At 52.9% G+C, this 19458-nt stretch carries 18 protein-coding genes; 9 read left to right on the forward strand and 9 right to left on the reverse strand.

Features of this window, described 5'->3' with window-relative positions; all coding sequences use genetic code 11:
• Positions 1–53: 53 nt before the first annotated feature.
• Complete coding sequence (locus ABQ298_10285; protein ID MEQ9824760.1) at positions 54–1205, reverse strand: phosphatase PAP2 family protein; 1152 nt, start codon at positions 1203–1205, stop codon at positions 54–56.
• Positions 1206–1320: 115 nt separating this feature from the next.
• Between ABQ298_10285 and ABQ298_10290 the strand changes: the two genes are divergently transcribed.
• From ABQ298_10290 to ABQ298_10300, 3 genes are read left to right on the forward strand one after another with little or no spacing between them, the layout of a single operon-like run.
• A complete protein-coding gene (locus ABQ298_10290; GenBank protein ID MEQ9824761.1) occupies positions 1321–2562 on the forward strand; it encodes a beta-ketoacyl-[acyl-carrier-protein] synthase family protein in 1242 nt (413 codons plus the stop codon).
• A gap of 36 nt (positions 2563–2598) precedes the next feature.
• Entirely contained in the window at positions 2599–2856 is a 258-nt protein-coding gene (locus ABQ298_10295) for an acyl carrier protein (GenBank protein ID MEQ9824762.1), read from the forward strand.
• A 40-nt stretch (positions 2857–2896) separates the two neighbouring features.
• Positions 2897–4324, forward strand: a complete 1428-nt coding sequence (locus ABQ298_10300; protein ID MEQ9824763.1) for an NAD(P)/FAD-dependent oxidoreductase — start codon at positions 2897–2899, stop codon at positions 4322–4324.
• A 21-nt stretch (positions 4325–4345) separates the two neighbouring features.
• Here the strand turns inward: ABQ298_10300 and ABQ298_10305 are convergent, their stop codons facing one another.
• Positions 4346–5152: a M48 family metallopeptidase gene (locus tag ABQ298_10305; GenBank protein MEQ9824764.1), complete on the reverse strand. Its 807-nt coding sequence runs from the start codon at positions 5150–5152 to the stop codon at positions 4346–4348.
• A 268-nt stretch (positions 5153–5420) separates the two neighbouring features.
• Here ABQ298_10305 and ABQ298_10310 point away from each other — a divergent pair, with 268 nt between their 5' ends.
• Entirely contained in the window at positions 5421–6899 is a 1479-nt protein-coding gene (locus tag ABQ298_10310) for a PhoH family protein (protein ID MEQ9824765.1), read from the forward strand.
• A gap of 11 nt (positions 6900–6910) precedes the next feature.
• Here the strand turns inward: ABQ298_10310 and ABQ298_10315 are convergent, their stop codons facing one another.
• Positions 6911–8143 (reverse strand): AI-2E family transporter, encoded by a 1233-nt coding sequence (locus ABQ298_10315; GenBank protein MEQ9824766.1) that lies wholly within the window; start codon positions 8141–8143, stop codon positions 6911–6913.
• A gap of 20 nt (positions 8144–8163) precedes the next feature.
• A complete protein-coding gene (locus tag ABQ298_10320) occupies positions 8164–9531 on the reverse strand; it encodes a hypothetical protein (GenBank protein MEQ9824767.1) in 1368 nt (455 codons plus the stop codon).
• A gap of 211 nt (positions 9532–9742) precedes the next feature.
• Between ABQ298_10320 and ABQ298_10325 the strand changes: the two genes are divergently transcribed.
• The 4 genes from ABQ298_10325 to ABQ298_10340 all read left to right on the forward strand — a co-directional run bounded on the left by ABQ298_10325 (position 9743) and on the right by ABQ298_10340 (position 11950).
• The gene (locus ABQ298_10325; protein MEQ9824768.1) at positions 9743–10333 is read left to right on the forward strand and encodes a sigma-70 family RNA polymerase sigma factor; all 591 of its coding nucleotides are present in this window, start codon (positions 9743–9745) and stop codon (positions 10331–10333) included.
• Positions 10330–10752, forward strand: a complete 423-nt coding sequence (locus tag ABQ298_10330; protein MEQ9824769.1) for a hypothetical protein — start codon at positions 10330–10332, stop codon at positions 10750–10752. Before ABQ298_10325 ends, ABQ298_10330 begins: the two co-directional genes overlap by 4 nt.
• Positions 10753–10846: 94 nt before the next feature.
• Positions 10847–11302, forward strand: a complete 456-nt coding sequence (locus ABQ298_10335) for a hypothetical protein (protein MEQ9824770.1) — start codon at positions 10847–10849, stop codon at positions 11300–11302.
• 114 nt (positions 11303–11416) lie between these two features.
• Positions 11417–11950 carry a hypothetical protein gene (locus ABQ298_10340; protein MEQ9824771.1) on the forward strand — a complete coding sequence of 178 codons (534 nt, stop codon included), beginning with the start codon at positions 11417–11419 and terminating at the stop codon, positions 11948–11950.
• A 13-nt stretch (positions 11951–11963) separates the two neighbouring features.
• Here the strand turns inward: ABQ298_10340 and ABQ298_10345 are convergent, their stop codons facing one another.
• Positions 11964–12782, reverse strand: coding sequence for a lysophospholipid acyltransferase family protein (locus ABQ298_10345; protein MEQ9824772.1), 819 nt, complete (start codon positions 12780–12782; stop codon positions 11964–11966).
• A gap of 202 nt (positions 12783–12984) precedes the next feature.
• On the opposite strand from ABQ298_10345, the gene ABQ298_10350 reads away from it, so the two are divergent.
• A complete protein-coding gene (locus tag ABQ298_10350; GenBank protein ID MEQ9824773.1) occupies positions 12985–13995 on the forward strand; it encodes an NAD(P)H-dependent glycerol-3-phosphate dehydrogenase in 1011 nt (336 codons plus the stop codon).
• Between the two features lie 66 nt (positions 13996–14061).
• Here the strand turns inward: ABQ298_10350 and ABQ298_10355 are convergent, their stop codons facing one another.
• From ABQ298_10355 to araA, 4 genes are all read right to left on the reverse strand, one after another.
• A complete protein-coding gene (locus tag ABQ298_10355) occupies positions 14062–15729 on the reverse strand; it encodes a sodium:solute symporter (GenBank protein MEQ9824774.1) in 1668 nt (555 codons plus the stop codon).
• 204 nt (positions 15730–15933) lie between these two features.
• The gene (locus ABQ298_10360) at positions 15934–16989 is read right to left on the reverse strand and encodes an aldose epimerase family protein (protein MEQ9824775.1); all 1056 of its coding nucleotides are present in this window, start codon (positions 16987–16989) and stop codon (positions 15934–15936) included.
• 203 nt (positions 16990–17192) lie between these two features.
• Entirely contained in the window at positions 17193–17891 is a 699-nt protein-coding gene (gene araD / locus ABQ298_10365; GenBank protein ID MEQ9824776.1) for an L-ribulose-5-phosphate 4-epimerase AraD, read from the reverse strand.
• 18 nt (positions 17892–17909) lie between these two features.
• The gene (gene araA, locus ABQ298_10370; GenBank protein MEQ9824777.1) at positions 17910–19412 is read right to left on the reverse strand and encodes an L-arabinose isomerase; all 1503 of its coding nucleotides are present in this window, start codon (positions 19410–19412) and stop codon (positions 17910–17912) included.
• Positions 19413–19458: the final 46 nt, after the last annotated feature.

Consider the following 19458-nt stretch of genomic DNA (forward strand, 5'->3'; position numbering starts at 1 on the left):
AAGGTCAGGTGGATCGATTTCGCGCAGCCTGCAAAGGCGGCTCACACAGTGGTTCAGGGACAAGGTTCAATTTCTACTTTGAGTTCCTTGAAAAAACCAGACCTCGCAACGCCAAAATCCACGATCCATGCAGAATTACAGCCACTGCGTACCAGCGTCGGCTCGACTTCAACCTCACTCCAGGGAAAGCCAAACCCTTTGGCATGAAACACAAAGCGAAGGTTACCGGTATTGGGTGAGTCCAACACCTCGGGTCCACGCCAGCGGATCGAAGGTTCCGTGGACTCCACCTGCACCCGATCTCCACTTCCGTGCAAACGCAGTGCTTCAGGTTCCCTTTCGGTCAGTGCCGATGCCAGATCCAGTTCAATCACCCCCGCACGATCATAAGGGAAGGCAAGCCCTGCGGCAGTCAAACATCCTGCCGACAATACAAGCGTGGGAAACAGCAACCGTCCCTTGGAAACCAGTGGAAACTGTGTCTCAGCCTCACAGCCTTCCTCTCGTTCCCAGCGCACCCAGGGAAGAAAACTGTCCAACACCCACGCCAATCCTACGATCAATACTCCTGAGACCAGCACATCCGAAAGGTAGTGACCGCCCGATGCCATGCGAGCAACGCCAAGATAAGCCCCAAACCCAATGGTCACAACCCACCAGAGATGCGACATCCTGCGGTCATTGCGGCGACGACGATTCCAAAACGCAAATGCACAGAGGGAAACTCCGATGGAACAATGCCCGCAGGGAAAGGATTTCCCCCAGTGATCCGCCCGCACATACGCGGCCTGGAATGCCTCAGTTCCATTAAAGGTAACCGTGTCCCTCGGACGGGGACGACCCCAGTGATCTTTGAGAACCGCATTGACCAGCACCCCCGGCCCAAGTCCCAGCAGTAGCAAACAGAACAGGCTGATGGAACGCCATTTGCGAAATCGGTGACTCCAGTATCCGGCTGCAAATATCGCAATCGTTCCCAGTCCCCAGATGCCCGTGAATATCGGAATGCCATGATAGGCAAGCTTCACCCACCACTGGTCCGCCATCGGCCAGTTTCCAGTCGGCCCCTGCACAAAAAAAAGTGCCGCTACCGATTCGTCCAGTGTGCCATCTGCGAAGAGCAAGTAGATCCACCAGAGGATAACAACAAATGCAACACCCTGGAGGCTCAAGCGAAACGCGCGACTGTACAACAAGCCCAACATGAATCGCACGAATTCTTAAGGTATCTCTTCCCGCAATTGCGACTTTTTTGTTGCCTCAAACTATAGTTTTCGATCCGGTTGAAGTCTTGATTTTACCAAATGGAAGTGCCTTCTCATGCGTTCTGACAGAATCGTAATCACAGGAATCGGACTCACCTCTCCCATCGGAAATTCGCTGATGGAAATGCGGGAAAATTTGCTCGCTGGAAAAACGAACATCCAGGAGATCGACTTGCGCCACATGGGAATGACTCCTGCCGGAGTTTGCGAATTTGATGAACGCAAATACCTTACAAGGCGACATTTGCGAGTATGCACACGCGTCGGAAGCATTGCGGTGTTCTGCGCAAGGGAAGCGGTTGCTGATGCCGGTATCGAGCTGGACCACCTGCCAAAGGAGCGTACCGGAATTTATTTGGGAATCACCGAACACGGCAACGTTGAAACCGAAAATGAAGTCCACAACATCTCCCAGTTTGACTACGATGTAAAATTTTGGACACACCACCACAACCCACGCACGGTGGCAAACAACCCCGCAGGAGAGGTGTCGATCCACATGGGCATCACGGGACCTCACTACACGATCGGAGCAGCCTGCGCGGCAGGAAATGCGGGAATCATCCAAGGCTTGCAGATGCTTCGCCTGGGTGAGGTGGATCTGGCGATTGCCGGTGGTGTCAGCGAGAGCATTCGTTCTTTTGGCATCTTTGCTGGATTCAAGAGTCAGGGAGCACTGGCACATCACTCCGACCCCAACCGAGCCAGTCGCCCCTTTGACAAATCCCGCAACGGCATCGTGGTCTCGGAAGGAGGCTGCATTTACATTCTCGAGCGCCTTGAAAGTGCCTTGTCCCGAGGTGCGCGCATCTACGGGGAAATCGCAGGATATTCGATCAATTCCGACGCAAAAGACCATGTCCTGCCCGATTCCGATGGGCAAATCCGCTGCATGCGACTCGCGCTGGCATCGGCCGGTATGCAACCTCACGACATCGACATTCTCAATACCCACGCAACCTCCACTCCGCAAGGTGACATTCAGGAAGCCGGGGCAGTGCGAACAGTCTTTGAGTCCTCCGACCGGACCTGCGTCAACAACACCAAAAGCTTCATCGGGCATGCCATGGGTGCTGCTGGAGCACTTGAACTGGCTGGCAACATTCCCGCTTTCGACGATGGCATCGTGCACCCAACGATCAATGTGGAAGATCTTGACCCCGAATGCGAATTGCCCAACCTTGTGATAAACCAGCCTTTGCAAACCTCGGGTATCCGGACAATTTTTAACAACTCGTTCGGGATGTTGGGGATCAATTCATCTTTGATCTTGAAAAAATTCGAAGCTGGTTCATAAAAGCCCCTTTTTGCAACACAGACCTTTCATAACCTAATGACTGCAGACGAAGTAAAGAAAATCATCTTGGAAATCATCGCGGAGATCGCACCCGACGAAGATCTCAGTGACGTGAAGCCGGACGTACGGCTGCGGGATCAGCTCGATCTCGACTCCATGGATTTTCTCGATATTGTCATGGAGTTGCGCAAGCAACACGGGATTGAAGTTCCCGAATCCGACTACCAAAAGTTAGCCTCTCTGGATAGCTGTGCGGATTACCTTGGACCCAAGTTCAAGGAAACAGCAGCCTGAGGCTGTCTCCACCTGATCGACCGCACCCGCTCACGCTCTCTTGGCAAAGCTCAACGGAAATCATTACGACGTCGTCGTTATCGGAGCGGGCATGTCAGGCCTGGCCGCCAGCATACGGCTCGCGATGTTTGACAATCGGGTGCTGCTGCTCGAGCGTCACAATGCCCCCGGTGGACTCAACAGTTACTACCGCCTTGGAGGCTATGCGTTTGATGTGGGACTGCACGCCCTGACCAATTGGGTACCACCGGGAACGCGAGGGACTCCCCTTGGCAAAATCTTTCGCCAACTTCGCATTTCACGCGATACTTTTGACCTGTGCGAACAGACTCGCTCCGCCATCCGCTTTCCATCGCTGACCCTGGAGTTTTCAAACGATTTTGAACTGTTTCGCTCTCAGGTCGCATTACACTTTCCCCGCGAAATCGATGCATTTGACCGATTCACGCAATTCGTGAGATCCTACCACGCCGTCAATCTGGCTCCCGACTCAAGTTCTGCCCGTGAACAGATTCGCCAATACATCGCAAATCCTGACCTGATCGAAATGCTGATGTGCCCCCTGCTTTATTATGGTAGTGCACGGGAGAACGACATGGATTTCGGGCAATTTGTCGTGCTTTTCCAAGCCATCTTTCTCGAGGGATTCTGCAGACCCTACGAAGGTGTACGACCGATCTTGCGCACACTGCTCCGCCGGGCAAAGGAAGTCGGAGTCGAACGGCACATGAGTCTTGGTGTCAAGGAACTCGAGAGTGATGGCCAGCGGGTGCGCTCCATCCTTCTCGACAATGGAGAGGTCGTCACCGCCAATCACATTGTATCGACGATTGGCTCCAATGAAACTGAGTGCATCTGCTCCGATGCAACAACCTCCATATCAGCCGATGCACCCACCGTCGGCAGGCTTTCCTTCTCCGAGGTGATCGCGATTCTGGATATCAATCCACGCGAACTCGGGTTTGAGCACACCATTGTATTTTTTAACACGGACCCTGTCATGCACTACGAGCGTCCTGGGGGTCTGCTCGATGAGCGAAGCGGGGTCATCTGCGTACCCAACAACTACGATTTTGGGGAGAGGGAACTGCCTGATGGAGTGCTGAGAGTCACCGCACAGGCCAACTATCCCCTGTGGACCGCGCTCGACGAAGCATCCTACCAGGAACAGAAAAATGTAACCACTGAGCGACTTCTTCAAATTGCCGCACAGGTCACACCGAAAGTTCAGCCAGATCTGCTTCGACAGCACATCCGCTTCACAGATTGCTTCACCCCACGCACGATCACGCGCTTCACAGGCCATTTTTCAGGAGCAGTCTACGGTGCTCCAGTGAAGGTAAAGGACGGGCAAACCCGCCTGAAGAACCTCTATCTCTGTGGAACGGATCAGGGATTTCTGGGCATTGTCGGATCCATGCTCAGTGGAATCTCCATTGTGAACTATCACATTTTAAAAGGATCCTGATTTAGAAAATTTTCCCTCCCCTCAGCGCTGTTCCGCCCGAGCACGTTCATATTCCTCCAGGGCACGCGGCATCAATGCCTGCAGACGCTCAATTCGAGTCTCGTGCGCAGGATGAGTCGAGAGGAACTCCGGCACGGATCCCCCACCGAGGTCTCGCATGCGAGTCCAGAAGCTCACTGCAGCTCGCGGATCGTATCCGGCACGCGCCATGTAAAGCAACCCGATCTCGTCAGATTCATTCTCATGCAAACGACTGTATGGTAACGTGGCACCCAAAGTCGTGCCTACCCCATAGGCCAGAAGAATGGCCTGTTGAGTGGATTCAGATTCTTCCCTTACAGCATATCCAAGTGCTAAACCTCCTGTCGTAAACAGCATTGCCTGAGACATGCGTTCGTTTCCGTGGCGGGCCGACACATGAGCCACTTCATGCCCGATGATCGCTGCGAGTTCATCATCACTCTTCGCCACACGAAGGATACCGGTATAAACACCCACCTTGCCACCTGGCATCGCAAAGGCATTGATCACTGCATCATCGTCAAATACGACAAATTCCCACTGATCTGCAGGCGGAAGGTTTCCGGTACTTGCTGCAGCCGCAAGGATGCGCCGCCCCACCCTTTGAACCCGCTCGTTAGGACCGCGGTCAGTTGAGACTCTGGCCTCTTTGCGCATTTCAGCAAATGCCATCGCTGCCTGCTCGGAAAGCATCGATTCCGGCATGAAATTCATCGTCGTACGTCCGGTCTCAGGAACCGTGTAGCATCCCGACAGCAACAGAGCGGACAAGCCCGCAGCCAGTGTGATAAGCTTGGAGTGATTCATGGCATTCAAAAGGTTCACCTCCAAAACATGCGGCGAAGCTGAAAAACTTCAATCGCATTCAAGCAACTCCAAACACTTGAAATGGGCTTGCAGTTCACCACACACCAAAAGTCACTCACAACACTGCAGTTTGCCCATTTCCTCCATTTTGCATTTCCCTCATCATTTGTCTTGAAATAGCCAGGTATCCATACTCGATTGCAGGCGTCGAAACTTGGTTCACTGAGTTTCCCCTTCCACACGGTCCGTACCGAATCTTAACCCATTCATGACTGATTCTCTGCCAAAGTCTTACGTATTGGATACCAACGTTTTGCTGCATGATCCCGACTCACTGCACAAGTTTCAGGAACACACGGTGGTTCTACCCAGTGAAGTGTTGGTGGAAATGGACCGAAAAAAGACGGCGGAAGGTCAGCTCGGCGCGAATGCAAGACGGGTTCACCGCATGCTGCGGGATCTTTTCGACTCGCGGGATCCCAAGGAATGCGCAAAGGGGAATTCGGTGCTCGAAGCACCTCTGCCAAACGGAGGACGCATCCGCTTTGTCATTACGGCAGACAACGAATTTTCGGAGCAGGAAAACCAACACCTTGATGCCGCGCTGATGGACCGTAAGCAACCGGACCACCGCATCCTCGCTTCAGCCTACCACCTTGCACAAATCAGCAGCAATCCCGTCGTACTGGTCACCAAGGACGCAAACATGGCGCTAAAGGCGAAGTTGCTGAGCCTCAGTGTAGAAGACTATCGCAATGATCGCATTTCAACCGTTGAGAAAGAGGGATATCGGGAGGTGTTGCTCGATGCCGATGCATTTGAGGCACTCTCCAACTACGAATGGGATCATCCCGAAGCCAATGGCATCGAACTCGAACTCCCGGCTGATGCCTACATCAATGAATACTTCCTCATCCGCTGCAGTGATCCCTGTTACCAGGGCATTGTTGAACCCGTTCGCCATCTCGGTGACGGACTGGTCGATTTTCTCCCCCTTTACCGACAGCACTTGCGGCAGGACGTCAACCGCATGGACCGGAACGGCCTGCAAATGCCCTACGGGATACGCGTGATCCCCCGAAATGTTGAACAGTGGATTCACCTCGATGCACTGATGGACCCTGCGATAAGCCTGGTCACCTGCAAAGGCAAAGCCGGAACCGGAAAAACCTTCCTTGCGATGGCGGCGGCTCTGCATGAAGTGCTTTCCGAGCACAGCCACTACCAGCGTCTGCTGGTCGCACGTCCCGTCGTGGAAATGGGCCGCGGCATCGGATACCTGCCTGGCAGCAAGGAAGAAAAGATGGCACCTTACATGCAACCTTACTTTGACAATCTTGAGGTGCTCTTCCCCGCTCGAAAAAAGGATGCAAAAAAGCCTCATGCCAACGGAAACGGAACCCCTCCGCTAAAGGCGTGGGAACGCTTTCAGCAACAGGGTATCCTTGAAATTGAAGCCCTCACCTACATTCGCGGACGCTCAATACCCAATTGCCTGATTGTCGTCGATGAGGCCCAAAACCTCACTCCTCATGAGGTCAAGACGGTCATCACTCGCCTCGCCCAGGGATCGAAGCTGATCCTGCTGGGAGATCCCCAACAGATTGACAATCCATTTCTGGACGCTCGAACCAACGGACTGGTGTACGCCAGAGATCGGTTGCGCGGACATCCCATTGTCGCGCACACGAAGTTGGTCGAAGGCGTTCGCTCAGAGCTTGCAGAACTCGGTGCAAATCTGCTCTGAGTGGAAAGCGTCTATCCTTCAGATCTTATTTCTCCATTAGGCTCACCCACCTCAACATCCGTGGGTGGCTGTTCATGCTTTCCCTCGTCACTCTCGATCTCTTCACCGGAAAAATAGCGTAGATATTTGCGTTTGGCCAAACGCCAGGCCACCACAACAAATGCGGTCAACGGGATTGCGAGCACCATGCCCAGCAAGCCATCCAGTGCGACCCCCCAGAAAAAGATCGCGATGATGATGGTCAGGGGATGCAGTCCCGTTTGCTTGCCCATGATTTTTGGGGTCAGCACATAACCCTCGAGCATCTGGGTCAGGATAAAGACCAAAAGCGTCAGCGAAGCGAGCAGCCATCCTCCATCCGGTTGAAAATAGGCAATCGGCAGCACAGTCCCCAAACCAATGATGGTCCCCAGATAGGGAATGATGTTGAGTGCACCGATCAACAATCCGAGTCCGATGCCAAAATTCACACCGACTGCGGAAAATCCGATGGCCAGCAGGATACCAATGATCAAACCAATCAGGATTTGCCCCCGGAAAAACGCCTCGAGGCTGCCAACAAATTCACGGATAAGAAACAGGATGTCCTTCCGCCATTCCGACCTGAGAAAACTGAGCTGGGATTCGAGATCTTGTCCGAGATCCCGATCCGAACTCAAAAAAAAGAACAAATACACTGGAATGATCGCCAGGCCAGTACCAATCGCCAGAACCTGCCCTACCTTGGCAAAAACATCCTGCGCAGCAGAGGGAACTGCCGTCAACGACGTCTGAATCTGATCCAAAATCAAGGTCTTGCTCTGCTCAAAATAGGACTCCCCTAACAAGCCGACCATGTATTCCTGTATCATCGGAAATGTATTCGTGAGGGCTTCCTGAAGGTTGGCCCCAATTTCCGGTAAACGCTGCACAAACTTCCCAGTCTGATCAAAGAGTAGGGGCAGTCCCCAACCCAGTATCAAACCGATTACCATCAGCGTAAGCAGGTAAATGACAATGATCGCAGGAATGCGACCCATGCGCAACGGACCCTGTAACCAACTGACCACTGGTCTGAGTATCATGGCAATGATGCCCGCAACCGCCAATGGCCACAACACACTGGCAAAGGTCGCCACAAACAGTTTCAGCAGCAGAAATACGCCAAAGAAAAACCCCAGAATGATCACACTTGCCACGAGGGCAACCGCCGAGGTTAGCAAATTTTGCTGATAGGGTTTCAGGCTCTGAATGAAGGAACTCATGCGATCCGTCTGTGTGGAGATCAGGAAAACTCTGAACGCAGCGTTCCTTTTCCGTCCGTCGCTTTTACCGTCCTGGCGAGATCCCTGCCCACATCCTGAAATCCAGGAGCTTGGGTCGCTGTCGTTACTTCACCACGAGCCTGTAATTCACGATGGATGGCTTCCAGATTCGCGTTGTAGCGTTTGGTAAACAGTGCCTTCTGCAGCAATTCCCCCGAACGGTCGCGAAACGCAACTCCATGACAGAAAAATCCGGGTTCAACCGTCACATCAACCCCTTCTCCGCTCAGCTGTATTTGCTTGTTGCTGCGGAACCACCGGGATTTGACAAAATAAGTCGCCCCTCCGGAATGCACAAGAAATCCACGGGTCTTTTTCTTAAATCCACGTGCCTTTTTCCCCAGAAATGCCTTCAGGACTACCGTTGCATCCGGCAATTCACGCTGCACCGATGCCGGGAGACGAGTCGAGTTTACCGTCATGCGTCGCAGGCGCAGCATTGCTTCACCGATCCACCCAAAAATGGGATCTGCAAGCACGCAGCGCATGAAAACAACACGCCGGTAGGTCCAGGAAAAGACCATCAGTGAAATCAGAAAAATCAGCAGATTGAGCAGGGTCGCCAGCCACGGACTGATGAGATAAACCGCCACCAGAATTCCAGTAAAGGCTTTGTTGAAGGCCTCAAAAAAGGCATCCACAGTGGGAATCGGGGAAATGAGAATCATCACTTCGCAGAAAAACTTCACCGAATTGATCACAAAAATATTGATGGCGGAAAACACCATGATGAGCGTTGAATAACTCATCGAAATCAAGCCGGCACTGTAAACCATCGCCACTTCCGCTGTAGCGGGTTCGTCCATGCTGACCCGGGACAACACCTGCACAGCCAGTGCCGCAATGATGCCGGAATACGCCTCAACCTGATCGACAGCCTGCGCAAATGGCTTGGATACCTTGGTCAGCTTGGGTGCCGCTGTGAGCAGCGTCAGTACCAACAGACCGACAAACACAGTGCTGTTGTTGAGCGGGCTGCTCGTGCTCATCATGAAATTGTTTCCCACACTCTCCGGAAGCAGTCCGGCCTCTGACATCAGCGATGCTCCCGAAAGACAGGTCAGGGCAAAAAATGGAGACAGTGCGATCGGCGCGAGCGCTCCAAGCACATCTTCCACAGGCAGAGCGCCCACCAATGCCTGCGCCCGTCGCTGATCATCGGTCAGGTCAAGCCCCATGATTTGTGCCACCTCGACCGAATCGGTCGATGCAGCCGCATCCCCTATCGCATGCGCGTGGTTGTGGGTCGATGTCATCGACGTATATAGCATGACCCCAGCCATCAACAAGGCAGCAAGGAGTGTCGGGAGAGAAGGATTGATTTTCATAGCGTATGAGACTTGCAGCTAGTGCCCCACTATTCATTGAAAATGAAAATTTTTCAATGCCTCAGCCCGAATTCATCATGTTCACTGCCACACACGTCTGAGCTGCACCCATTTCTCCAATTCTCCCGCAGAGTCAGGCCTCATTGAATGAAACAGTAATCCGTAAGAATCCGGTTGAAATACAACTGCTTTTCTCAATGCTAACCCTTGCATGGAGGAAGCGCTCGACAAATCATTGGAAGCCACCCTGATCGAATCGGTCAAACAGGGAGACCAGCGAGCCTTCAACCGACTGGTAACCCACTATTACAATCGCGTTTTTCGCACCGCCTTTGGTGTCACTCGAAATGAAGAAAACGCGCGTGAAGTGACTCAGCAAACCTGGATCAAGGTTTGGAACAAAATTAAAACGTTCAAAGGAGAATCTGCCTTTTCCACCTGGCTCTACCGGATCACCACTTTCACTGCTCTGGATTTCCTGCGCGCCAACAAAAAACACCAGCGTCTGGATTCCATCGAAGCCAGCCAGGAAAACGAAGGAATAAAAAGCATACAGCTCACGTCTGACCATGCAGATGATCAACCGCGTACAGCCCTCAGAAAAAAGGAAATCATGGAGGGGTTTCAACGAGCACTCGAAGACCTCGGCGAAGCCCACCGCACCGCGCTGGTGCTTCGCGAGATTGAAGGATTGTCTTACGAGGAGATTGCAGATATCATGCAATGCAAGATCGGCACTGTAATGTCCCGCATTTTTAACGCACGAAGAGCGATACAAACTCAAATGGAGGATTTCAGATGAAAACATTCACGTTCCTAATCACCATGCTGCTGACAGCTGTTGCAGTCGAAGCTGTGCCACCCGGTGGCACCGTCGGCGTCCGCGGCACACTGATCCTCGCCAGCAACGAAGGGCAGGGATTCGATCCAAGCCTTCAGCCCTACGAACGCCAGCTGCGTCGCCTCAATTTCAGCTCCTACCGCGCGATTGGCAAAGGAGCGACACAAGTCAAGGTGCCCGGGGAGAATGTGATCCGTCTGGGTGGCGATTTTGCGGTCGAGGTTCGAGTGCAACCCGGCCCGGGGAATCGAATCCCGGTACAAATTCGCTGGCTCGATGACAAGAAGACTCTGATTCACACCAGTGGTACACTTCCTCTCGTCCTCGGCGGCCCACGTCACGGGGGTGGCACGCTGATCCTCGTTCTCGATGGACGCTAATTTTTTTTGCATGCCCTCTGAATAAAGCAATAAGAGCAACCGTCACATGATGCATTCCAAGAAATTGTAAACAACATCAACCAAGGATGACATCATGTGGAAGCACACTACCATCGCACTTATCGCACTGACAGCCCTCGCTGCAAGTGCTCATGCCCGCCCTTCCCACCCTCATGATGTGGCAAAAGCGGCCATTGGAGGCATCATCACTGGAGCGATTCTCTCCGAACTGATTGACGATGGCAACGTCAGCGTCCATCTCGCCGGACATCGCGGGAACAGCTGGCACCGCTACGATTCCGACTTTCGCGATTATGACCGTCACTACCGCAATGATCGATATGGTCGTTACGACCATCACAGCCGAACAGGAAACTACGTTTGGGAGAACCGCAAGGTATGGATCCCCGGTCACTGGGACTACACTCGTGACCGCTGGGGCAATAAAATCAAAATCTGGGTCAAGGGCCACTACGAAACCCGTCGGGTGAAAGTATGGGTCCGAGACTCCTACTCCAGGCACCATCGCCCCGATCCATATTGCCGATGAATTCAACTCCTGCAGCGATATGCAATGCTTCAACAGAGAGAGTGCTTCGGGACTCTCTCTGTTCCCGTGTTCGGAATCTTCACACCACCACTGATTTTCAAACCCTTTGTTCCCATGAAACCGTCTGACCTCCTGAATCGCTTCCACGATCAAGCTCTTTCGGAAGAAGAAATCATGCGCCTTGAAGCCATGATCGATCAAGACTCCGAACTGGCTGAGGCATTGGCGTCCCTGCAGTTCCACACCGAACTCCATCGCGAGAGCATGCCGGATCCGAAGGATGCAGACTTCATCCAAGCAGAGTGGAATGCAATCCAGTCCCAACTGCCTTCCCGTCGCATAGAGGAGAATACGGCCAGTGCGCAGAAGGACCGGACATCAGATGCAGGGCGCAGCTTGATTCCCTTTCTCTCAATTCCCTGGTTGAGCGGCACGTTGGCCGCAGCAGCCGCTCTTGCCGTTGCCGTTACGGGAATTTGGATGTGGAGCAACTCCTCTGCCGACTCCCTTGCGCCGTCACAGGGTCAGATCGATTTTGTTCAGACCGATATCGACGGTGCCAGCTCAATGATCTTCATGGACGAACAGTCCGGTTGGACCTTTGTCTGGATCGATGAACCTTTAAACGCTTCGGAAGCAGCTGGTTGAGAACCAGTTTCTCTCAGGTGGCGGCCTTCCGCTGCTCTTCATCCTGCGACCAGCGTGCGAGGTGGCTTTCAATGTGTTCCACAATTCTGGCCTGCTGAGCGTTTCCATTGCCTTCAATTTCCATGGGCGTTCCAAAAGCAAAGCGGACCTCCCGTTCAGGGTGCACAGCACCAAAATCCTTGAGAATGCGACCGTTCGACCAAGCATCAGTTTTCAACGCAAGCGGGACCACTGGCACTCCCGCTTTTTTTGCGATTTTCACACCGATGGAATTGAAGTGCTGTGCATCGAACTTAGTCATGCGCGTTGTTTGAGGAAAAACCACAATGGATACTCCAGCTGCGAGACGATCCAGACTCCCCTGTATCATGGTTTTGAGATCCTCCCTCGGATTTTCCCTGCCAACCACAATTGGATCCCGTGACAACATCACATGCTTGAACACCGGGTATTCCACCAGCCCTTTCTTGACCACGAAGGTCATCGCACGGCGGGGAGCAATCAGGTAAGGCAAGACAAACGTCTCCAGCGTACTCATGTGGTTTCCAACAATCAGACAGGGACCCTTGACCGCCTGCACCGCATTGAGGTTCTCAATCGTCACACGCACACCTACCCTCTCCAACCCTCTGAGGATGTCGTGCGAACTCTGGCACCATGCCACGTCGTCGTACCGCCCCCGCTTCGCCAAACTGGCTGCCGTGAAAACCACCCTCGCAGCCCGGGCATAAAACGAGATCGAGGGAAAGGTACGGTGAAACCACGCTGCCCGCTCTGACGGGCTTTCATAACAATCGGGCAATTCTGGAAGATCGAGCTGTAGACGCATCATGGTTTGAAACAAAAGGTATTGGGAGTCGCTCGCATTCTTCCGGAAAATCCATCAACTTCACATGGCGAGTACCCTTGTCCTCCAATCGGTAACAAAGTCCCGAAATTGTCAATTCTGTTAACAGCTGAGGTGCGTCTCAACTGGCCACCCATGCCAACATCGGGTTTGCATTGCTACTCGGGATGACTCATGCTCTCGATCCATGAATTTCTGTATTTTACCCGCCGGCGCATGGGGAACTGCCATGGCCATTCACCTCAACCGCCTGGGACATCAGGTCTCCCTGCTGCCGCGCACTCCCGAAGAGGCTCTCGACATGAGTACTCATCGGGAAAACCGCCAGTTTTTCCCGGGATTCCAGCTGGATCGCTCGATTCAAATTGGTATGGAATACAAACCCGCTTTGATGGAGGCCGATGTGCTCATCATCGCCTGCCCGGCAAAGTTCCTTCGCTCGGTATGTCAGGAACTCAAGGATGCCCTTCACCCGGACAACGCACGGCAAATTAAACTGGTCGTTGCACTGTGCAAGGGTCTCGATCCGTCCACACGGGAACTTCCGCTCAACGCAGTGCACGATGAACTGCCCGACATCCCCTGTGGCCTGCTTTCAGGTCCGACCTTCGCTTCGCAGGTTGCATTGGGGCAGCCCACTGCCCTCGTCTTCGCAAGTCGATCCAAGGATCCCTTTGTGCTGAATTTCCAGGAAGCCATCAGCGGCACCAATGTCCGGGTCTATACTTCCGATGATGTGGACGGAGTTGGGCTGGGAGGCTGCCTCAAGAATGTCTATGCCGTCGGAGCCGGGATATGCGATGGCCTCGGATTCAAGGACAATACCAAAGCTGCACTGCTCACACGCTCACTTGCAGAAATGGTGCGCATCGGAAATGCACTCGGAGGCAAGATGGAGACCTTTTTTGGGCTTTCCGGCTTTGGAGATCTTATCTTAACCTGCAATGGTCAGGAGAGCCGCAATCGAACCTTTGGGGAACTCTTTGCAAAAGGTGAAAGCATTCAAAGCCTTATCGAAACCAAGGGCATGACTGTCGAAGGATACTGGACCGCCAAAAGCTTCTATGAAATCTGTCGGGATCGTCAGATTGATGCGCCCATTTTGGAACAAATCTACCGCATCCTCTATGAAGGACAAAACGTGCACGAGGCCCTCATTTCCCTGATGAACAGGGATCTAAAACACGAGCGTTTCTAGAAAAAACAAAGCCACCCCACAAACGGGGTGGCTTTGCACATCAAGGGATTACGTGAATCCCGGAAATCAATACAGCCAGAAGCTGAAGTAGAGATACATGCCCAATACAAGGCCAAGTACCACAATCGTGAGAATCACGTCAAACTTGTCCCAGCTTGCACGCACCTCAGCCTTATCCTCTGCAGAGAGTGTCGCATAGGTGATGCCTTGCAGCTGCGCATCGTCCATGCGCTCAGTCATCAGCGACAATCCGATCACCAGAACAAAGGAGATCACCAGCAAGACTCCCGAGTAATACAGCCAGTTGAATTCTGCAATGTAGATCAGCAGGGAGCTGTCGATGGAACCATTTGCAACAAACGCTTCAACAGTGAGCTTTGCCAGTCCCAGAACCACCCCGATGATGAGTCCCCAGAATGAACCCGTGCTGTTGCAGCGACGCCAGAACAGCCCCAGCAGGAATACAGCCGCAATCGGAGGTGCAATGTAGCTCTGCACACTCTGCAGGTAGCGGTAGAGTCCTCCACCGGCCATGTTGTGCATGATGGGAATCCAGATGATTCCGAGTATGACAACAATCGCAGTCGCAACGCGTCCGACAAAGACGAGATGCCGTTCGGGCATGCCCGGCTTCAGCTTTTCATAGATATCAACCGTAAAGAGGGTTGCACAAGAATTGAAGAGCGAAGCAAGCGAACTCATCAGCGCCGACAACAGTCCTGCTACCACAATTCCACGAAGTCCAACAGGGAGCAGATTGGCTACCATCGTCGCGAAGACCTGGTCACCATCAATTCCACCTTCCGCCTTTGCGGGAATGACCATCAATCCTTTCTGATGCAATGCCCAACCGATCAAGCCCGGAACAAGGAAGATCATCACTGGCCACACTTTCAACAGTCCTCCAAAAAGTGCGCCTCGACGTGCATCCTTCAAGCTCTTTGCAGCCAGCGTTCGTTGAATGATGTATTGGTCAGTACACCAGTACCAAATACCGATCACAGGGGATGCGATCAGGATGCCAAGCCAGGGGAAGTCCGGATCTGACAACGGGCGCCACAGCGCAAAATTTTCTGCGTTTGCAGCACAAGTTGCCTGCAATTCACCCCAACCCCCAAGTTGACCCAAGCCAATGGTTGTGATGAAAACGGATCCCAACAACAGCACCACCGTCTGAGCCACTTCGGTGTAGAGCACGGCGCGCAGCCCTCCAAAAATCGTATAGATCCCGGTCAGCACCACCGTTGTGAACGCACCAACCCAGAACGCATTGTCCGGAGAGCCAAAGGTATCTGGAAGTAGGGTTTTGAAGACGAGCGCTCCTGCGTAAATGGTCACCGATACCTTGGTGAACACATAAGCGATCAGACTGACGATCGAGAGAACCCAACGCGTTCTTGCGTCAAACCGGCGCTCCAGAAACTCGGGCATCGTGAACACACCAGATTTGTAATAAAATGGAACAAACACCCAGCCCAAAATGATCATGACCCAGGCGTGAAGCTCCCAGTGGGCCATTGCCATACCACTGGTTGCACCGTTTCCGGCCAGACCCACAATGTGTTCCGAGCCGATGTTGGAAGCGAAGACAGACGCACCGACTACCCACCAGGCTGCATGTCGCCCAGCCAGAAAATAGTCAGCCGTTGTCTGTTGTTTTTGGGAAGACCAATAGACGATCGCAACGAGTCCAAGGAAATAGACTCCAACGACAATCCAATCGATTGTAGTAATGGTACTCATAGAATTAGGATTCAGTGTGGGACGGTGCGATGGAAAATCCTCCCATCGCAGGGGTTCAGGTTTAGGGTTTCAATTCAGGCCATAAGCCAGGGAAATGAATAGGATTAAACGTTAAATGAAAAGCTACCCGCAAGCCTCCCATTTTCCTGAGTATGGACCTCAGCGGGAAGACTTGCGCTCCTGGGTTTCAGATCATCAGCGCGTGGAAAAACGATGCACGGTTTGGGTTTGGTAGGTCTCCCCCGGATGCAGAATGATTGAGGGAAATTCAGACTGATTGGGTGAATCGGGAAAATGCTGGGTTTCCAGACAGAATCCAGTGCGATGCTCGTAGGGAACTCCGCCCTTTCCAACATTGGAACCATCGAGGAAATTGCCACTGTAAAACTGCACTCCGGGTTCTTCGGTATAGATTTTCATCACCCGACCCGATTCCGGCTCCACAACTTTTGCAGCCAGTGTCAGACCTTGCTCTGCTGAATTGAGCACCCAGTTGTGGTCGTATCCCAATCCAAATTCCAATTGCTCATTGGAATCATTAATGCGTTCTCCGATAGTTGTGAGTTCGCGAAAATCAAAGGGCGTTCCTTCTACGGGTGCCAACTCACCTGTCGGAATCAGTCCTGCGTTGACCGGGGTGTAGTGGTCCGCATTCAGCATCAGTTTGTGCGAGAGAATGTCTCCCTTTCCGGCACCCGCCAAATTGAAATAGGAATGGTTCGTCAGGTTGACCGGGGTGGATTGGTCAGTCGTAGCCCGATACTCACACACAAAGGCATTGTCATTGGTGAGGGTGTAGACCACTTCCACCTGCAGATTTCCCGGGTAGCCCTCTTCGCCATCCACACTCAGGTAATGGAGCGTCAAACTCGCAACTCCACCATCGAGCGAGGGTTTCGCATCCCAAACGACCTTGTCAAATCCCTTCACACCTCCGTGCAGGTGCGCGGGTATGCCGCCGGGTTCATCGTTGGTCGCGAGTTGGTAGTCCGTTCCATTGAGCGTGAATTTTCCGTGTGCAATGCGGTTTCCAACCCGACCGATGAGCGCACCAAAGTAAGGATTTGAAGCCACATAGGCCTCCAGATTGTCATAACCCAGCACAATGTCATCGAGCTTTCCCTCACTGTCAGGGACCCAGAGCTGTGTAACAATGCCGCCATAGGTGATCACCTCCATTTTCAAACCATTGGTATTGGTGAGCAGATAGGCGGTAACGGATTTGCCATCCACTTCACCGAAGGGGCGCATGGAAATGGTTGCATCACCCCCTGCACAACAGGAAGGCATGGGTTTCGAGGTGTCCGCTGCGGACACGGATGCCGCGAGCAATACTGATGCAAGCAACGATGTCGTTTTGAGTAATTTCATAACAGAATAGGGTTAATTTGGGATGTTGATGATCGGTTCAGGGGAACGCTAAGTTGTAGCCTCACAGAAAGCAGTCACATTTTTCAGCTCTGTCCATAATAGGCGCCTTCCCCATGTTTGCGAAAAAAGTGTTTTTTCAGGAGATAGGATGGAACCTGAGGGGCATCTGGGCGGATCAAGGTGGTTTTCCATGCCATCTCGGCGATCACTTCCAACGCAACCGCAGTTTCCACGGCCTTTTCCCCGCTCGGACCCCAGGTGAATGGTCCATGGTTGCGCACGAGTACCGCCGGACACTCCATCGGATCTCTCCCTTCAAATGCCTCGATGATGACTTTTGCGGTGTCCCACTCATACTCGCCCTTGACTTCGACTTCGGTCATGTCACGCGTGACCGGAACCGGCCCCAGAAAATAGTCGCAGTGTGTTGTGCCAAAACAGGGAATTTCCCGACCTGCCTGGGCAAAGGATACCGCATTCCGGGAGTGAGTGTGAACCACCGACCGAACCCCTGCTCCACCAAACGCCTGGTAAAGGCGCCGGTGAGTCGGTGTATCTGACGATGGACGCAGTTTTCCTTCCACAATCTTGCCTTCCAGATCGAGAATCACCATATCCGCCGGACGGAGTGCGTCATAGGAGACACCGCTCGGTTTGATTGCAAACACCCCCGAATCGGGATCATAAACACTCACATTGCCAAATGTCAGATCAACCAACCCAGTTTGCGGGAGTCGTAGATTCGCATGGGTACAAGCTTCTCGAATTGCTTCAAATCGCATGATCGCTACAGGTTTTGATTAACGCCTGAGGGTATGAAAGGCCTCATTCCACTGCAATGTTTGTTTGAAGCTGCGCAGTTCAGTGTTTTCATCGATCACAACCAGCTCGACTCCAGCCATTTCGGCAAAATCCGCCATATTCTCCACCGAAGCACTGTAGCTGAACGCGGTGTGATGCGCACCTCCTGCAAGGATCCAGGCAGCAACTCCAGTCTTGAGATTCGGTTTTACATCCCACAGAACGCGCGCAACTGGCAACTTGGGGAGCGCTTTCTCAGGACGGACCGCATCCAGTTTTGCCACCAGCAAGCGGAAGCGATTGCCCATGTCCACGAGTGAAACATTGATCGCCGGACCCGATTTCCCATTAAACACAAGGCGAACCGGATCTTCCTTCCCTCCGATGCCGAGCGGGTGGATTTCACAGCTGGGCTTGGCATCCGCAATACTCGGACAAATCTCCAGCATGTGCGATCCGAGGCATCGCGGTGCTGCCGGATCAAAGTGATAGGTGTAGTCCTCCATGAAACTGGTGCCTTGATCCCGTCCAAGATTCATGACTTTCATCACCCTGAGCAGCGCAGCATGCTTCCAGTCGCCCTCGGCTCCAAAACCATAGCCGTCAGCCATGAGGCGTTGCGATGCAATTCCCGGCAGTTGTTTCAGTCCGTGCAGGTCTTCAAAAGTATCGGTATATGCACCGTATCCACCCTGTTTGAGAAACTCGCGCAAACCCAGCTCGATGCGCGCTGCATCCTTGAGGGATACATGACGTTCTCCGCCTTTACCCAGAGCTGGAGCCAGTGTGTAAGCACTCGCATATTCCGCCACCAGATCCGTCACATCCGACTCCGAAACCGCATTGACTACCGCAACGAGGTCTCCAATACCATGGGTGTTCACCGACATTCCAAAAACGGATTCGGCCTCAACCTTGTCTCCACAGGTTACCGCGACGTAGCGCATGTTGTCACCAAAGCGCACCACCTTGAGTCGCTGCATTTCGTTCCATGCGGCAAGCACCCGCATCCACTCCGCAAGATCCGCACGAACATCTGCATTTTCCCAGTGTCCCACGATCACCTTGCGATCAATGCGCATGCGAGAGCAGATGTGACCAAACTCCCGCCCACCATGCGCCGATTGGTTGAGATTCATGAAATCCATGTCGATTTCGTCCCATGGAATATCGCGGTTGAATTGCGTGTGCAGGTGGCAAAATGGTTTCTTCAGCTGATTCAAACCGCGAATCCACATCTTGGCGGGAGAAAATGTGTGCATCCAGAAGATGACTCCTCCGCAGGAGGGATCGTTGTTAGCCTGAAGACAGATCGACAGAATTTCGTCGGGCGTGGTCGCCACTTGCTTGAAGCTGACGTTCGCCGGGATAACCGAATCCGCCTGGAGGGCATCTGCGATCACCTGCGAATTTGCAGCCACTTGCTTAAGGGCTGCCTCGCCATAGAGGTGCTGACTTCCGGTCACGAACCAGACATCAAGGTCTTGATAAATTTTCTTCATATACAGGGTTATTTTGGGAAATAGATCGGTCTTAGGTCTTAACGGG

Source organism: Puniceicoccaceae bacterium (assembly GCA_040224245.1).
In the GTDB taxonomy this organism is placed as follows: domain Bacteria; phylum Verrucomicrobiota; class Verrucomicrobiia; order Opitutales; family JAFGAQ01; genus JAKSBQ01.

Coding starts and splice junctions, on each gene's coding strand:
- ABQ298_10285 (MEQ9824760.1), bottom strand. CDS start 1,205: ATGTTGGGCTTGTTGTACAGTCGCGCGTTTCGCTTGAGCCTCCAGGGT.
- ABQ298_10290 (MEQ9824761.1), top strand. CDS start 1,321: ATGCGTTCTGACAGAATCGTAATCACAGGAATCGGACTCACCTCTCCC.
- ABQ298_10295 (MEQ9824762.1), top strand. CDS start 2,599: ATGACTGCAGACGAAGTAAAGAAAATCATCTTGGAAATCATCGCGGAG.
- ABQ298_10305 (MEQ9824764.1), bottom strand. CDS start 5,152: ATGAATCACTCCAAGCTTATCACACTGGCTGCGGGCTTGTCCGCTCTG.
- ABQ298_10310 (MEQ9824765.1), top strand. CDS start 5,421: ATGACTGATTCTCTGCCAAAGTCTTACGTATTGGATACCAACGTTTTG.
- ABQ298_10315 (MEQ9824766.1), bottom strand. CDS start 8,143: ATGAGTTCCTTCATTCAGAGCCTGAAACCCTATCAGCAAAATTTGCTA.
- ABQ298_10320 (MEQ9824767.1), bottom strand. CDS start 9,531: ATGAAAATCAATCCTTCTCTCCCGACACTCCTTGCTGCCTTGTTGATG.
- ABQ298_10325 (MEQ9824768.1), top strand. CDS start 9,743: ATGGAGGAAGCGCTCGACAAATCATTGGAAGCCACCCTGATCGAATCG.
- ABQ298_10330 (MEQ9824769.1), top strand. CDS start 10,330: ATGAAAACATTCACGTTCCTAATCACCATGCTGCTGACAGCTGTTGCA.
- ABQ298_10335 (MEQ9824770.1), top strand. CDS start 10,847: ATGTGGAAGCACACTACCATCGCACTTATCGCACTGACAGCCCTCGCT.
- ABQ298_10340 (MEQ9824771.1), top strand. CDS start 11,417: ATGAAACCGTCTGACCTCCTGAATCGCTTCCACGATCAAGCTCTTTCG.
- ABQ298_10345 (MEQ9824772.1), bottom strand. CDS start 12,782: ATGATGCGTCTACAGCTCGATCTTCCAGAATTGCCCGATTGTTATGAA.
- ABQ298_10350 (MEQ9824773.1), top strand. CDS start 12,985: ATGAATTTCTGTATTTTACCCGCCGGCGCATGGGGAACTGCCATGGCC.
- ABQ298_10360 (MEQ9824775.1), bottom strand. CDS start 16,989: ATGCGCCCCTTCGGTGAAGTGGATGGCAAATCCGTTACCGCCTATCTG.
- araD (MEQ9824776.1), bottom strand. CDS start 17,891: ATGCGATTTGAAGCAATTCGAGAAGCTTGTACCCATGCGAATCTACGA.
- araA (MEQ9824777.1), bottom strand. CDS start 19,412: ATGAAGAAAATTTATCAAGACCTTGATGTCTGGTTCGTGACCGGAAGT.